Source organism: Aquimarina sp., from assembly GCF_977115655.1.
In genome coordinates this window covers 118,959-134,438 of the sequence record NZ_CDSBKO010000008.1, presented here as the reverse complement: position 1 = coordinate 134,438, position 15,480 = coordinate 118,959, and the positions used below count along the sequence as shown (strand labels likewise).

The following is a 15,480-nucleotide window of genomic DNA, read 5'->3' as shown; positions in this document are numbered from 1 at the left end:
ATCATTATTGAAATTTAAACCCTATACAAACATAGGATGACAAGCAGAAAGCATTATATTTTGGTTATTTTGTTATTCTGGTAATTTGTCATCCCGTTAGAACGGTACTGGAATCCACCATTAGCAAGCTTTAAATCCATAGTTTAAACTCTTAACTAAACGACATTGCCCGGATTATGCAACAGAACTTCGTCATGAGACTTTGAGATACCATAAATGCAATGATTTTCTTAATTTTAGCATAGCAGTTTACCCTGAGTTTATCGAAGGGCTATGGTTAAATTAAAAAATCAAGTGTAACGCGGTTGTATTTGCAGTAAATTAAAGGTGTAATAGATTTTCTATTGCATAATTCAATCTGGTTTAATACCATTTAAAAGGTAAATTGATATAATAGTTATTTATTTATGTGAAGCAACCATGTGATTTAAAAAGCATCTTAACAAATAAAGAGCAGATTATAAAATTAGATCAGAAACAAAAGTTCAGATAAATAGCCAGCCTAACAATAAAAGCTATCGAAATAAAGTTAAAAAATACATGAAAAAAGCATTTATACTCTTTTTATTATTTTTTTGGGCTTGTAATGATGATGATAAGACCCAAGATCCTGTATTGTGCACAGAAGAGGCCAGACCAGGTATAGAAGTAACAGTTAAGGACACAAAAGATAATATGTTTTTGGTACAAGATGTTACAGTTATGGTTGTAGACAATCAATACAAAGAAACCCTTGAGAACATATTGGGAACAAATATTTTTATCGGTGCTTACGAAAGAACCGGAACTTATACAGTTGTGGTTAATAAGGATAATTATATTCAAACCACCAGCGATCCGGTAATTGTAACCAAGGATGCCTGCCATGTTATCACAAAAAGCATAGAAATTTTATTAATAAAAAAATAACATATATGTCATTTTTTTATTAATTTTAAGAAAAAAAAATTTTTTTTAAGTTAATTTTAGTGATTATTCACAAATCAGCTTAAAAAATGAAAACACTATTATCCTATCTCAAACATTCTGTTTGGGTGGTTTCCTTAGTGGGAACTGTTATTTCGGTAAATTCTCAACAGCTTAAAACACAGGCAGATCAAAAACAGCCAGTAAAAAAAGGACATCAGCTTTATAAAATGTCCAAGCTTCATGACAACGCTACTCAAATGTTAAAATTTGGGGATAATGCTGTAGAAAGAATGAAATATGAGTTTGAACGACTCAAAGATCCTAACACAAATCAAATTCCTGCAGATATTAGAAATGAAGAGCTTAAATTTTCTAATAAAATTGCAACAGGAAACGATTCAAAACAATCTATTACCAGAGCATCAAAGTCTTCAAAAGCAAGTCGTTTTTCATATTGGGAAAACAGGGGGCCTTATAATGTAGGAGGAAGAACAAGAGCATTAGCAATTGATCGTACTAACGAAAATGTAATTCTTGCAGGAGGAGTCTCAGGAGGATTATGGCGCTCTATCAACGGAGGAACATCCTGGAAAAAAGTGACTACCCGAAGACAATCTCCTAGTATAACGTGTATTGTTCAAGATCCAAGACCAGGAAAACATAATACTTGGTATTACGGATCTGGAGAGCGTTTTGGTAATTCTGCAGGCGCAGGGGGAGCTTTTTTTCAAGGAACAGGAGTTTATAAATCTACTAATGGAGGCATAACCTGGAAACTTTTGGAGGCTACCAACGATAACGATGTGAAAACTTTTTCTCCTTTTGATCTCATTAATTCTATTGTAGTAAATCCAGCAAACGGAGATATTTATGTAGGGACTTTTAATGGAGTACACAGATCGCAAGACGGGGGAAATTCTTTTACCGAGGTATTGGCAGGCGGGTTTGACAATACTGCAGAGGTTGCTGTAACAACTACAGGTCAGGTTTATGCTACTATTGATTCTGGAGGAAATCCTAATAATGGATATTTTACCACTACCGACGGGGATACCTGGACAGAAATTTCTCCAGAACTTTTACCAGCAGATTATGGCAGAACAGTAATGGGGATTGATCCTTCTAATGAAAATATAGTATATTTTTTTACACAAAACCTGAGTGCTGGCGGACCAGCTTTCTTATTTAAGTATGATGCAACACTAGGAACGTATACCGATTTAACTGCTAACTTACCTACATCTATTGGTGGAGCTGTAGGAAACTTAAATCTTCAGGGGGGATATAATATGATAGTTAAAGTTAGCCCCGCTAATTCTGATTTAATGTTTGTAGGAGGAACTAACATATACCGATCCACCACAGGATTTACTACCCCTGCAGGACAGGAAAGTTGGATTGCAGGGTATTCTCCTTTAAACAATATTAGTGTATACAACGATCAGCATCCGGATCAGCATGCGCTTCTTTTTTATCCATCCAATCCAAATAAAGTTTTATCGGGTAATGATGGAGGGGTATTTGTTACCGAAGATATAACAGCTACTAATACTGGTGCAGAACCTGTGGATTGGATTTCTTTGAATAATGGATATGTAACTACACAACCTTATCACGTATCTTTTGATCCAGAACCAAATAGTGATGACCTAATAGCAGGTTTTCAGGATAATGGTACATGGTTTACCTCTTCAACAAATGTAATGGAGCCATGGATCGAAGATTTTGGTGGAGATGGATCTTATAATGCTATTGCAGATGGGGGCAGAACGAGATATGTATCCTCACAAAGGGGAAATGTATACAGATTAAACTTTGATGCAGCGGGAGAATTTGAATCTTTTACAAGGGTAAGACCAGCAGGAGCAAATAACCTTGCTTTTATTACACCATTTGTTTTAGATCCTAATAATGATAATATAATGTACCTGCCTGCAGGTAATAGAATATGGCGAAATAATGATTTGGACGAAATTCCACTTTTCTCTAACGCTTTTGCAACTGTAAATTGGGTGAATCTTCCAAATACAGATACTCCTGCAGGAACTACAATTTCTGCACTGGATATTTCTAAATACCCGGTAGCAAACAGATTATATTATGGTTCTAGTGCAGGGAATATTTATAGAATGGATAATGCTAATCTTGACAATCAGGAAGTAATAGATATATCAACAGGAAAAGGATTTCCTGTTGGTTTTGTAAATGATATCAATGTAGATCCATCTAATTCTGACAGAGTAATTGTTACTTTTTCCAATTATGGAGTAATAAGTTTATTTCTTACCGAAAATGGTGGAGATACCTGGACTAATATAAGTGGTAACCTGGAAGAAAATGCTGATGGAACCGGAAACGGACCATCGGTAAGAAGCACTGCTTTTTTTGGAGGTAGCCAAGGTTTTTTTGGATCTGTATTACAAAAAGTATATGCAGCTACGAGTACGGGATTGTATTATACCAATAGATTAAATGGCGAAAGAACCCTTTGGATCAAAGAACCTTTTGCTATAGGTAATGCAGTAACCGATGAGGTAAAAACTCGTAAAGATGGATTTATAGCTGTAGCTGCCCACGGTAATGGATTATATAGTGCAAGATTTCCATTATTTAATGAATTACCAGAACCATCACTAAGTGTTGCTTATTTGTTGGATGATCTTTTGGTCGCAGAAAATAGTGAAAATATAGAAATAGATATAACAGGTTTATTTGTTCAATCTAATGGTAATCCAATTAATATAGAATTTACAAATTCTAATCCGGATTTGGTAACTGCCACTTTAAATGAGAATACCATTACACTGTCTTTTGCAGCAGATAGTTTGGGAGACGCTACCATAGGTCTTATTGCCACTTCTGGGGATGAGCAGGTAGCAGAAGGGTTTACAGTGTCTGTTTCAGAATTAGCTATCTACGAACAAATTGGTGGATCATCGTCTTCTTTACCATCTCAATTTTTTGTTGATTTTGGAGGTTTGGCACAATCCGCAGATGATTTTATGGTTCCTGATGGAAATACATGGACACTAGAAAGAATTGTAGCTTTTGGAGGAGCTAATAACTCACCAGCATTAACTAATGCTACTGTTGTAATATATAGTGATAATGCAGGAGTTCCTGGTGATGAGGTTTATAATAGTGGAGAGATAACTCCAATATCAGATCCTACAGATACTAACTTAAATTTGATGCTTCCAGAAGGAGTAACATTAGAGAGTGGTAAGTATTGGTTATCTGTATATGTTAATCTGCCGTTTAATCCAGGAGCTGCACAATGGTTTTGGTCTTCTCAAAACGGAGGTATTGGTCAAGAGCCACATTTTAAAGATGATTTAGATTTATTTGGTACGGGATCTAGAGACTGGACTCCAGTTTCTGTTGCATTTGGCAGAGATCCATTAGATCAGGTATTTCAAATTTATGGAGTTGTTGATACTGGCGATGCTGTAAATCCGGTTGTTGCAGAGCCATTAACCATTATTGGGGTAGAAAAAAATACTTTGGTACATCCAAACCCTTCCCGGGACCAGTTTTCATTTAATTTTAAAGATATAGAAGCAAAATCCAACGAGAATGCTTCTATAAATATCTTTGATAATACAGGTAATCTGGTATACTCCAAATCTAATATTAACATTAATTCTGGTTTAATCTGGAACGCTTCAGATATGCCTTCCGGATTGTATATTGTTAGAATCTCTGGAAATAGTACCAATAAAATATTTAAGATTGTAAAACAATAATTTTTATTCAAAAAAAGGAGATGAAATTTTCATCTCCTTTTTTAATTATTAAGTATGGATAAAATAGTATTTATAATAATAATGGTTGCCTTGTTTTCTTGTAAATCCAATAGTATTGCACAAGAAAAGGAGGGAAATAAATCGAAACCTAAGATAGAAAAACCTAAGTTTAGCGATTCTCAAAACACTAGTATAGCTCCTAATACAGTATCCTTAATTGCAGTAGTACAGGATATATATAAAAATTCTGAGGTCTGTGGTAAAAACTTTACAACATCTACAAAAGTAAAAGTAAAGCGTATTGTAAGTTCGGGTTTTGGGATTACAAATATGATTTTTCCAGAACAAGAAATTACATTTGGTATTATGAATTCACAGGCAAATGATTTTAATAGTTTAAAACAAAACATGAACGGGGATGAAGAAGTTTTTTTTAAAGTTAGAGAAAATCTATGTCCGGATATGAGTACTACCGTATATGAAGTACTTCAATTTGAGATAAAAAATTAAAGACTAATAATAAGTTACTATTAAGAGAATAATATTGTTTTTTAATCCTTTATTGAGGATTTTCATTCTCCGAGGTTTGTTTCGAAAACAAAATATATTTCAGGAAACATACCTTGTGAGGTTGTTCTGTGCTTGTTGATTTATAAAATAATAACAAACCTTAAGAAATACTTACTCTTAATTGATTATCATATTTTAAAAAGAAAAACGTTCTACATACCATAAAAAGGCTTTTATAAATTCATTTACCTTTTTATTAAATGAGGGTTCTTGCAAAGTTCCGAAGGCGTCAAATACTTCATTTATCATAGAAACACAAAGTTTTTCCGGAATAGGGATACCTCCTAATGCCAGTCCTACCAAACGCAACTGGGATAGGCAGTACAATCCTCCAAAACCTCCTGATGTTACTGTAACTATTCCTAACGGAATATGTTTAAAAATTTGGGGATCGAGATAATCCAAAGCATTTTTTAATGCTCCCGGAATTCCGTTTTTATATTCGGGACTTACAATTATGATTCCGTCGGATTGGGATAATAGGGTACTAAATTCCCCTAATCTTTCTGGTGGGGCATCTGTTTCATTCATCCTCGTTTCCATAATAGGGAAGGGGTACTCTTTTAAATCAAGAAGTGTAGCATTTATTTGATTTGTTTCTTGTAGTTTTTTATTGATGAATTGAGCTACAAAATGACTTTTTCTTCCTTCTCTTATAGATCCGGATAAAACAATGACTTTTTTCACAGGTTTATAATTTAGTAGTTATTGGTATACATTTTATCATATTTTGAAGCATGCATGTAACCGCTTTGTTCTCTTAATTAAGGGATTTAAAAATTATTTCAAAAAAATAGGGGGATTAAAATTTCTTGTCATTTGTTTCATTCTCTGTTTTTGATAAAGTTTTTTTAATTGCTATTATTCTGGTCTATAACCTCAGGCGTTTCTTCAATAAAAATTAATGTATCAAAAGTCATTTTTAAATAATTTAGTAATCTTTCGGCAGATCTCGATTGTTCTTCTTTTTTTATAGAATATGCGTGATGATGGTAATAATAGTATACCAATTGGTAAGCTATTTCACGGTTAATATCAGTATAAGTATCAATATATCGGTTAGCTTCTTCTAATAACGTTTCATTAGCATTAAAGGTGACCCATTTATAATCGCATTGTCCAAAAGTAACGACGGGTTTACCATGAATGAGGCTTTCGAAACCTGTTCCAGAATTTATACACATCACTCCTCTGCTTTTTTTTATCAACTCATGAATATTGCCATCTAATAAATGTACGTACTTACGACCTTTACATGATTTGTGAGCCTGTTTTACAATTTCTGGGTCCAGAAAGTTACCGGGGTGTAACTTAAACACTATATGTCGATGATTCGCTTCTGCCCAAGTACTCAACAGGGTAATAAAATCAGATACCTCAATAGGAGAATTTTGTTTAATCATTACATCTGTTGGTCGTTGTAGTGGGACAAAAATAAAATTATCAGGAGTAAAAGGAAGAGAATTTATAGGAGGTTGTTTTTGCTTGGAATATCCTTTAGTTAGAAAGTCCAAACTTAGGTTTTTGCAAAATTGAATTGCTTTCTTTTTATCTGTAGTATGAAAAGGAGGAATACTTTGCATAGCTGAATGTTGAGGTCCCCATCCATTAGTGTCAATAGTAAATAAATGACTTAAATGCATTTGTTTATAAAAAATGTCAGATTCAGCATCTGTTTGTTTACTATGATGAGCACTGATAATTATATCTGACTTTGTCTCTTCAGAGAAAGGGATTATTTTTTTATTGAAGCCAAAGTTTAATTCTTGTAAGCAATGTTTCAGCATGGTTTCAAAAGTAGCCCAATCATCATCGCCCAAAGTTTTTTTGTTATGCGAAATAAACGATCTGTAATATTTTATAAAAACATGCTTCATAGGTTCTATTAATTATGCTTTATACGACTTATTATCATTATATAGCTAAATCAACATAAAATAACATTAATCTTTCTAGTAAAAAATCGAATTTCTACGTTAAAAATACTCGTCATAGCTCTGCTATGACTGCGTTTTTTGCCTTGAACTTCAATTTTTTCCTTTATAAATCTTTTATGCCATTTCATATTAATTTAGCTATATGTATAAAATTCAGGTTATTCTTTTATAAACCTAAGTTCGATGCAATAAAATAACGACCATACGAGTGTTTTCTTGGCTTGTAAAGAGGAGAAAATGTATCGAGAATACGTTGTTTTTTTAATCAAAACCTTAGATCGAATTTACGTTCTAAAGGTATCACTTCTATCTCTGTTACCAAAGAAGTAGCTAGTTCTGTTACATCTCTAACCCAACTTTCTAGTGTAAAAGAGCCCATGAGTTTACTAATTTTATGTCGGTTGTAGAAGTTAGCCTGCATTTTTGTATATAATTGTTGTATTGCCATACTAATTTCTTGAGGAGTATCTACTAAGGTGATAGCTTCAGTTTCTTGAATATCTATTATAGGAGCCCATCCCACTTTAGTTGAAATTACCGGATTTCCGGAGGCTAAAGATTCAAAAAGGGTGAGAGGGCCTGCTTCCGTACTACTTGTTATGATCAGACAGTGCATTTTACGATATAAATCTGGATATGTTGCTATTGGATACTTGTCTTTTGGATATATTTCACAATCGAATCCTAAAGATTGTAATAGTTTGCCATTTTCCTCAATTCCTTTACCTAGTAATAGAATCTTAAACTGATTTTTTGGTAGTGTTAACTTTTGTATTGCTTCAACGAACCAGTTAATACGCTTTCTCCAATGATTTCTTCCTACCCAGGCTATTGTAAATTTTTGAGGCATAACATTTCCCGGAGAAAAATTTGATAAAGCTCCAATTGGTCTTTCCAATATTATTTTATGTGCTAAAGAAATCCCTGCCTGCTGCAGAATTTTTTTTTGATATGGATGGCAAAGTACAAGTCCTTTTACTTTTTTTACAATAGCACGTACTCCACCCGGATTATACATATCATCGTGTTCATAGAGATCATGAATACAGGCTACTGTTTTTGCTATATCTGGAGATAGCGCAGCTTCAGCTGTTCTTATCGCAATCCAGGCATCTGCACTATGATCTGGGTACTCACTGGTGATAATGCTAATATTTTTTAAATTTAGTTTTTTGAAATGAGTTTTTAGGTCATCAAAAAGCCAGGGACTAGTACCTGATGTAGCATATACGTTTATTATACATTCTTGCATTTTTTATTTTTATATAATAAAATTTGTTAAATTCATTTTACCTTGTATTATGTGAGGTAGATTAACTGTTGATATCATAGAAAATTTATAAAGACGCAGCAGTTGAAACACAATCTTGTACAAAGAGAGAAATCCATTCTCGAGGAATGTCTTTCCAAAATTCCTTAGCGATCTTTCCATAATCAGATAGATATGGACTAGCTGCTTCTACCATAAGCAGTTCTTTTTTCCAATTTCCTGCCCATACGTGATACATAGAAAAATCTCCAGAAGATTTTCCGAGCGAGTTATATTTTAGTGGCCATAGGACTGTTTCATGCGTTAGAGTGGCAATGGCTACAGCTAGTGGAACTTGGTCATCTAAGGGATTGATATACTCATTTTCTAATCCTTTACAATATAATCCTTTCCATGCAGCAGCAAGTTTTTTACAATTATAAAATGCCAAAAGGCCATTATTAAATTGGGGAAATTGTGTCAGTTCTTTCCAGTTTGATCCGAATATTTCTGCAAATACCTCTTGTTTTTTAGATAAAGGAGTTTTGTCTACGGTTCCTGAAATGTGTGTTTTTTTAAAATATAACCACGCATCGGCTGCATGTTCATATTCAATAACTCCCCATATCAACGGTTTGTTAGCATCTAACTGTTGTGTATCAGCAATTGATTGTATCATTTTTTGGGTACCTGTACTAAAAGCTGTATCAGCATCAATAAGTAGCACTGATTGATTGCTATATTCTTCAACGATTTCCATACGGATTAATCGATTGTGTATATGCTCTGAAAAAGAGTTGTTGTTTTTTTTCTTCTGCTTAGGAGCCCGAAAAGAAATGTTCGGCCCCATACTAGTAAAAACTTGCTTAATCTCTTCGGTTAAACTCTCGTCGTGATATATAACGATAGGAATATCTGTTTGTTTTCTAAAACTTGCTATCGACACATATCCCGGGACTAAATAATTCTTATTTATAATCCAAGTTCCAATACAGTTGTTCATGTTTTTCTTTTAATTTTAAAAGTATCTGTTTTTTAATGTTATTGAGAAGCCTATAATGTTTTTACGTTCTATATCGAGGAAATACATGACTCGAAAGCGTGCTGCTAGAGATAAATCTACCCCGAGTAATTGGACTCATTCAACGGCATCTTCAGTACCCAGGATTGGGGTAGTTTATCATAAAATTTTAGCGCAATATGACCGTAATCCTCAAGATTTTCTTCTTTATTTTCTATTTTTTTAAGCTCATTTTTCCAGGAGCCAGCCCAGGCATGATATGTGGCATAGGTACCAGATAATTTGCCCAGAGAGTTAAAGGTTGGATCCATTTCTAATGTTTCTGCATTTAAATCGAACATAGCTACAAATAGTGGTAACTGATCATCTTCATGATTTACAGACGGATGTTCTAATCCTTTTAGATAATTTTTTTGCCATGCATCGGCTAATTGAGCACAATTATATAAGATGAGCATGCCATTATTATATTGGACTCCGCTAAGTCTTTTTTTCCAGTTATCGCCATATACATCATTGAGACATTGATGTATTTCGTCCTCATTAGAATGGAAACGATTACCCATCTCATCAATTTTAACGGTAAAAAACCTTCGTCTTCTATCTTTTTCTGTAACTCCCCAAACCATTGGTTTATTTGTATTCTTGAAACGAATATCAATAAATTCAGTTAATTGCTTAATCCGATTGGAGAAGATGAGATCTCCATCTAGTAGAATAACTTGTTCGTTTGGCCATGTACGCATGACTTCCATGCGTGTAAACCGATTGATTCTATGGCGTTCTGCGCGTCTTTTATTAGTATGAGAAGCTACATGTTTGCAAATGAATTCGATATCATCTCCTAAATTTTTGAAACTATCAATCAATTCTGAATCAGGAATACCAATATAAATCAGAGTTATAGGAATATCTAAATATTCTCTAAAACTTGCTACGGATAAAAGTGTTGGAATTTTGAAAGAGTTATCAAAAATCCATACCGCTCGTTTCTTAATTACAGTTGTATTGTATAATATCGCATCTCTTCTAATAGTTATGTTATGCATTCTTTTATTGATATATTAAGTAATACTATTTTAACTTTGAAATAGCACTAATAAATTATTTCTTTTTCATCTGTTCTTCGTTAAAAATATAACCGTAACTACAGCTATGCTTGATACCAGATCAAGTCTGGCACAAGCTTTTTGCCTTGAATACTTAAAAAATAAATTCAATTTCTATACGCACTATTTCAAAGTTAAAATGGTATAACTGGATTTACTCCTTTATAAAAACTTATGAAATAAGTTTCATTTGAGCAGACAGGCATTTCTTTTTAATGAGTATACCTCGTGTGCTCTTTTTTGATTTGCAATAGAAAGTTCATCATTATTTTCTGGAGGATGACTTAATAATTTATAGTGGTTTCCATGATATTCACCTTTCGCTAGGACTACTTCATGATGATATAATTCTTGTGTAACTTCTGCAGCAATATACCGGATGGCAAACCCTATTCTGGGTTTATCCGAGGTATTAGCCTGTGATCCATGAATGATATTTACATGATGTAATGACATTTCTCCTGCTTTTAATGTTAGGTTAATGGCATTTTGTTCATCAAAATTTTCAACAATTGTTAAACCAGAGGGAAGTACCGTATTTTTATTAGGTATGGATTCATGTTTATAAACCGTATGATGTGAATTAGGAATTACTTGTAAGCACCCATTTTCTGGAGTGCTATCTTCAAAAGCTACCCAGGCTGTTACATATTTAGGCGAAGAAAATTTCATGAAATATCCATCTTGATGCCAAGAAACATATTTTTCATTATTTGGTTTTTTATAAAAAAGAGTGGATCCATGCACTAAGATATTAGGACCAAGAATTGGCACTAGATGCTCAAGAATCAGAGGATGTAAGACTAGTTTATATGCCCAAGAAAAATGTAAGTGTAACTGAACCATTTGGGTATGCTTTATATTATCTCCCAATATTTTTTTTAATTTCTGAAATGATCTGCGATAATAAAGCAGTTCTATAGGTGATAATAATTGTATAGGAGCATAAAAACCATTCTGATTATAAGAATCAGAAAAAGATGTTTTTGTAGTTGATAACTCTTCTTGATTTTGAATAGCCAATACAGCTACTTTTTTGGCTACAATATCTCTATTTTTGTGCATAGCAACTTCTTGCGTTTCAGTAAGCTTGATGCCTGGAATATGTCTTTTTTTTCGGGTGTTATCATTAAAACGCCTTACATACGCCGTTACTTCGGGAAATACCAATGTGGTAGAATGAAAGTATACTTTTGAAAAAAAATCCCAATCTTCCCAACTTGATATAGAAGGATCAAAGAATGGAGTTTTTATAGAATCAAGAACTTCTGTTTTAATAATATGACAACAAGTCGCCGCTATAATTCCTAAATGCCAGTAGGTAGGAAATTCTGAAAGCAAGGTAGGTTTAGAACAAGATTTTAATTCAGGGTGTAGTCCTGATTCTTCTGTTGCTTTATTAAATAACCAAAATTTAGCATCCGAAATAATAGTTTCTACTTCTGGATATTGCTCAAACAATGCTAATTTCTTTTTGAATGCACCTTCTACAAATATATCATCAGAATCCAGAAAACAGATATATGTTCCTTGTGCTAGTTCTATTCCTACATTTCTGGCTACAGATTGTCCCTGGTTTTCCTGATATACGTATGTAATTTGCTCTAGATATCCTGCAAGTACTTCTTTGGTATTATCTGTAGAACCATCATCTATTACAATTACTTGAAGATCCGAAATACCCTGATTAAAAATACTGTCTAGTGCTTCTTGGATAATAAATCCACGATTATAGGTAGGTATAATTACCGAAATTAAATAGTTATTCTTCATAGATAATGGCATTATGTTAAATCCCTCATTTCGAAGTTCCAATGCATAAAATGAGTTGAATTAGGAAATTTCGATTTCTTTTTTGTTAATGAGTCCGTCGATTAGTGATTCTAGTTTTCGAGCACATTCTATATAGGCTCTAACTCCGCGACCATGAGGTACAGGAATCTGATCTTTTACATCCAGACAATATACTTTTCCCGTAGCTTCTGGGAATTTTTCTAAAATTGATTGTTTGTGATTGGATGACATACACCAAATTTTATCTACCAGGGAGATATCATCTTTTCTTAGTTTACGAGAACTATGAGGTAATATCTTCATTTGTAAATGTTCTAAAGCTAAACGAGCATCTTGACTCATAGAAACACCTTCTTCTGCGGTAATACCAGCACTCAGAATTTTTATATTAGTGGGAGAAGTAAATTCTCCTTCTGATCGTAACAGACTCATCATTTTATTCATACAAATAGTTTGTGCCATGGGAGACCTACCGGTATTACCGGGGCAGATAAACATATATACCCGTTGTTTGACTCCGGATTCTTTACGTATAATTTTAATGATTTTTGGAGCACTAAGTATACCAATTGCCATCAATAACAGGAGTGCTCCAGTAAGTTGGGTATTGGTATAAAAGCTTCCTTCAAACGCAATTGATAATATAACAGCTGCGGTTACTCCAGCTAGTAGGCTTGCACAACGATTGATAGGGATACAAAAAGTATTCTCGCGATTATTAAGATAGATACGTGAACCAAAAATATAAAGACCTGCATATAGTAGACCTATTAATAATGCAGGAATAAGTAATCCAGAACTAAGAAATGTAGTGTAGCCTGCTCTTAATAGGAGCATAAATTCTCCCTGACCAATAAGGGCCAGAAGTAAAGGAATACATAAAATAACAGTCATAGCAGACAGCATTTCTTCTACAAAATATTTGTAGGTATTAGAAGTGTCATTGGATTTAGCTGTATAGGTCATAAACTGTAACCTAAAAAAATAGCCTGACAGGTATGCAGCAATATTTATACCTGCAATAAGTCCGATATTGTATCCTACCTTTTCTGAAAATACTATTAATAAGGAAAACAGGGTAAGGCCAAAGGCAATCCATGAATACCAATGTATTTTTCTGCCATAAACGGTATCAATAAATGGAGCCATTATAAGAACGCCTCCTCTCATTAATAATGCGGCAAATACAATAGAAATACCTGTAAAACTATAAGCTAGGGTAGTAGTAGCTATAATAACAGCTGTAGCAATACCAGAGAAAAAAGTGTATTTGCTGGAAGCAAATGGAATTTTTATTCCTAGAATTTTTAAGGTTCCGGCTTGTTTCCACCAACCTGTAATCAATAATATGAACAAAAAACCTATTACTGTTCCTAAAAGTACCATAGGTAGTAATGTAAATCCCGAAATTGATGTTGCTGTTTCAGAAAACAATCCTTTGGATAAGATCTTGGTCATTCCGCTATATGGTACATAAAAGGCAAAATATCCGAGTGCTAGAGCCCAAATACTTAATTTTTGTTTAGGTATAGGTTTTTCCATGTTTTATATTATTTGGTTTTAAAAAATGATCGATCGTGTGATTCGCCTAATAAAGATTTTCCTATAGTAGCCAATAGTTGGTCATCATTATCATGTCTGGTATATAAGGTAAGATCTCTGGAGATTCGTTCTAAAGGACTTGGTTGAATTAGTGATCTGGCTCCACAAGCATGGATTGCGTGGTCTACTGTTTGACACGCTAATTGCTCTACTTGGTATCGCACCATATTACCAGCAGATTGCGCTTCATTTATTTTGTTTTCATTCCATAACCTTGCTGCATGATCCAACCACATCCTGGCAGATTGGATATTAATAGCCATTTTTCCTATTCGATGTTGAATAAAAGGATCGTTCTGTCTTTGTTGTTTTTCTATATGAGAGATGGTATATGTATAGGCAGCTTCTGCACCTCCTAAAAAAGTAGCGGCGTACTGAGGAATCCAGCGTGTTTGCCATTCTTGTAATAAAAACTGTCCGGGTGTACCAATTTGATTTTCGAAAGGAATCAATGTATTATCAAAATTCACCTTATAACTTACTGATCCACGCATACCCATAGGTTTCCACCAGGAATCATCAAAAGTCACAGAAGGGTCAGAAAGATTACAAGCCAGCATAATTACTGATTCTGGAGAGCCATGAGTATGACGAGCCCCCCCTGATCCTTCTAAATTAACTAATAAGTTCGCCCAAGTAGCGCCAGATGCGCTGGAACAGAATACTTTGGATCCATTGATAACATATCCGTCATTAGTTTTTGTGATCGTAGTTCCGATTTTTTTAGTCTGTCCTGGGGTTTTCAATAGTGGTTCTCCGCTCCATACCGTCCAGATATCTCCTTTATTGACTACACCTGCAAACCATTTTTCTTTTTGTATATAGGTTCCTAAGTTGTCCAGTAGCATTAATGCATTAGCATGCCCTTCCCAACAACGTGCGGTAGCCATATCAGCTTTTGCAATCTCGGTAGTCATTGTCCAGAGATCGCGGATATTTTTTCGATTATTTCCTAGTCCCAAACCACCAAATTCTGTAGAAATTGTTGGAGCATTAAGACCTGTACGGAATAAAGCTTCAAAGTTTTCTTTAGGAAATGAATAGGTGGTATCGTATTGTTTAGCGCGTGGAGCAAATTCTTCGCTTGTCAATTTTTTAAGGAGACTAAATTGATCTATTGGTTTTATCTTTAGTTTTTGTCTCATCTTTTATTGTTTATGGAAGAACTCCCGAACAAAGCAGTCCGATTTTTCATCGTTATTTTTAAAAGTTATATATGCCGCAATCACCAGTAATCCTTTATTCTCATTAATGGCTAAAAACATTTCTATATCTTCTTTAAAAAAGTGAGCTTGAAAAGCAACTACATTATGAAGATCGGGAGCATACGCATGAGCTTTAACCGAGCCTATGCCCCAATCTTCCTGATAGAAGCTTGCAGCAGAATTTTTAATTGTCATACGTAATTCTCCATCTGTTTCGTAAAAAGTAAAGGAATCAATTAGCCTGGCTTTTTCGTAGGGATTATCCCAGGTACCGATGTAATAAGAGAGATCCATTCTATGTTTTTGTTCTTTTAGTTCCATGATTAGTTTTTAGGGAT

At 34.0% G+C, this 15,480-nt stretch carries 12 protein-coding genes; 3 read left to right on the top strand and 9 right to left on the bottom strand.

What is annotated here, in order from left to right:
• The first annotated feature begins 540 nt into the window (after window positions 1–540).
• From ACZIYX_RS05325 to ACZIYX_RS05315, 3 genes are all read left to right on the top strand, one after another.
• Window positions 541–909, top strand: a complete 369-nt coding sequence (locus tag ACZIYX_RS05325) for a hypothetical protein (protein WP_462681168.1) — start codon at window positions 541–543, stop codon at window positions 907–909.
• Between the two features lie 86 nt (window positions 910–995).
• Complete coding sequence (locus tag ACZIYX_RS05320) at window positions 996–4,655, top strand: T9SS type A sorting domain-containing protein (RefSeq protein ID WP_462681167.1); 3,660 nt, start codon at window positions 996–998, stop codon at window positions 4,653–4,655.
• A gap of 54 nt (window positions 4,656–4,709) precedes the next feature.
• Window positions 4,710–5,165: a hypothetical protein gene (locus ACZIYX_RS05315; protein WP_462681166.1), complete on the top strand. Its 456-nt coding sequence runs from the start codon at window positions 4,710–4,712 to the stop codon at window positions 5,163–5,165.
• 195 nt (window positions 5,166–5,360) lie between these two features.
• On the opposite strand, the gene ACZIYX_RS05310 is transcribed toward ACZIYX_RS05315, so the two are convergent.
• The 9 genes from ACZIYX_RS05310 to ACZIYX_RS05270 form a co-directional block, all read right to left on the bottom strand.
• Complete coding sequence (locus ACZIYX_RS05310; protein ID WP_462681165.1) at window positions 5,361–5,912, bottom strand: NADPH-dependent FMN reductase; 552 nt, start codon at window positions 5,910–5,912, stop codon at window positions 5,361–5,363.
• Between the two features lie 164 nt (window positions 5,913–6,076).
• Window positions 6,077–7,102 carry a capsular polysaccharide export protein, LipB/KpsS family gene (locus ACZIYX_RS05305; protein ID WP_462681164.1) on the bottom strand — a complete coding sequence of 342 codons (1,026 nt, stop codon included), beginning with the start codon at window positions 7,100–7,102 and terminating at the stop codon, window positions 6,077–6,079.
• A 325-nt stretch (window positions 7,103–7,427) separates the two neighbouring features.
• Entirely contained in the window at window positions 7,428–8,414 is a 987-nt protein-coding gene (locus ACZIYX_RS05300) for a glycosyltransferase family 4 protein (protein WP_462681163.1), read from the bottom strand.
• Between the two features lie 85 nt (window positions 8,415–8,499).
• A complete protein-coding gene (locus tag ACZIYX_RS05295; RefSeq protein ID WP_462681162.1) occupies window positions 8,500–9,414 on the bottom strand; it encodes a hypothetical protein in 915 nt (304 codons plus the stop codon).
• 116 nt (window positions 9,415–9,530) lie between these two features.
• Window positions 9,531–10,481, bottom strand: coding sequence for a hypothetical protein (locus ACZIYX_RS05290; protein WP_462681161.1), 951 nt, complete (start codon window positions 10,479–10,481; stop codon window positions 9,531–9,533).
• Between the two features lie 246 nt (window positions 10,482–10,727).
• Window positions 10,728–12,314, bottom strand: coding sequence for a glycosyltransferase (locus ACZIYX_RS05285; RefSeq protein ID WP_462681160.1), 1,587 nt, complete (start codon window positions 12,312–12,314; stop codon window positions 10,728–10,730).
• Window positions 12,315–12,374: 60 nt separating this feature from the next.
• Window positions 12,375–13,877 (bottom strand): arsenate reductase/protein-tyrosine-phosphatase family protein, encoded by a 1,503-nt coding sequence (locus ACZIYX_RS05280; RefSeq protein ID WP_462681159.1) that lies wholly within the window; start codon window positions 13,875–13,877, stop codon window positions 12,375–12,377.
• Between the two features lie 8 nt (window positions 13,878–13,885).
• Window positions 13,886–15,082, bottom strand: a complete 1,197-nt coding sequence (locus ACZIYX_RS05275; protein WP_462681158.1) for an acyl-CoA dehydrogenase family protein — start codon at window positions 15,080–15,082, stop codon at window positions 13,886–13,888.
• Between the two features lie 3 nt (window positions 15,083–15,085).
• A complete protein-coding gene (locus tag ACZIYX_RS05270; protein WP_462681157.1) occupies window positions 15,086–15,463 on the bottom strand; it encodes a hypothetical protein in 378 nt (125 codons plus the stop codon).
• Between the last annotated feature and the right edge of the window lie 17 nt (window positions 15,464–15,480).

Bases quoted from the DNA above. Each gene is read 5' to 3' on its own strand.
- ACZIYX_RS05325 (WP_462681168.1), top strand. From the start codon at position 541: ATGAAAAAAGCATTTATACTCTTTTTATTATTTTTTTGGGCTTGTAAT.
- ACZIYX_RS05320 (WP_462681167.1), top strand. From the start codon at position 996: ATGAAAACACTATTATCCTATCTCAAACATTCTGTTTGGGTGGTTTCC.
- ACZIYX_RS05315 (WP_462681166.1), top strand. From the start codon at position 4,710: ATGGATAAAATAGTATTTATAATAATAATGGTTGCCTTGTTTTCTTGT.
- ACZIYX_RS05305 (WP_462681164.1), bottom strand. From the start codon at position 7,102: ATGAAGCATGTTTTTATAAAATATTACAGATCGTTTATTTCGCATAAC.
- ACZIYX_RS05300 (WP_462681163.1), bottom strand. From the start codon at position 8,414: ATGCAAGAATGTATAATAAACGTATATGCTACATCAGGTACTAGTCCC.
- ACZIYX_RS05295 (WP_462681162.1), bottom strand. From the start codon at position 9,414: ATGAACAACTGTATTGGAACTTGGATTATAAATAAGAATTATTTAGTC.
- ACZIYX_RS05290 (WP_462681161.1), bottom strand. From the start codon at position 10,481: ATGCATAACATAACTATTAGAAGAGATGCGATATTATACAATACAACT.
- ACZIYX_RS05285 (WP_462681160.1), bottom strand. From the start codon at position 12,314: ATGAAGAATAACTATTTAATTTCGGTAATTATACCTACCTATAATCGT.
- ACZIYX_RS05280 (WP_462681159.1), bottom strand. From the start codon at position 13,877: ATGGAAAAACCTATACCTAAACAAAAATTAAGTATTTGGGCTCTAGCA.
- ACZIYX_RS05275 (WP_462681158.1), bottom strand. From the start codon at position 15,082: ATGAGACAAAAACTAAAGATAAAACCAATAGATCAATTTAGTCTCCTT.
- ACZIYX_RS05270 (WP_462681157.1), bottom strand. From the start codon at position 15,463: ATGGAACTAAAAGAACAAAAACATAGAATGGATCTCTCTTATTACATC.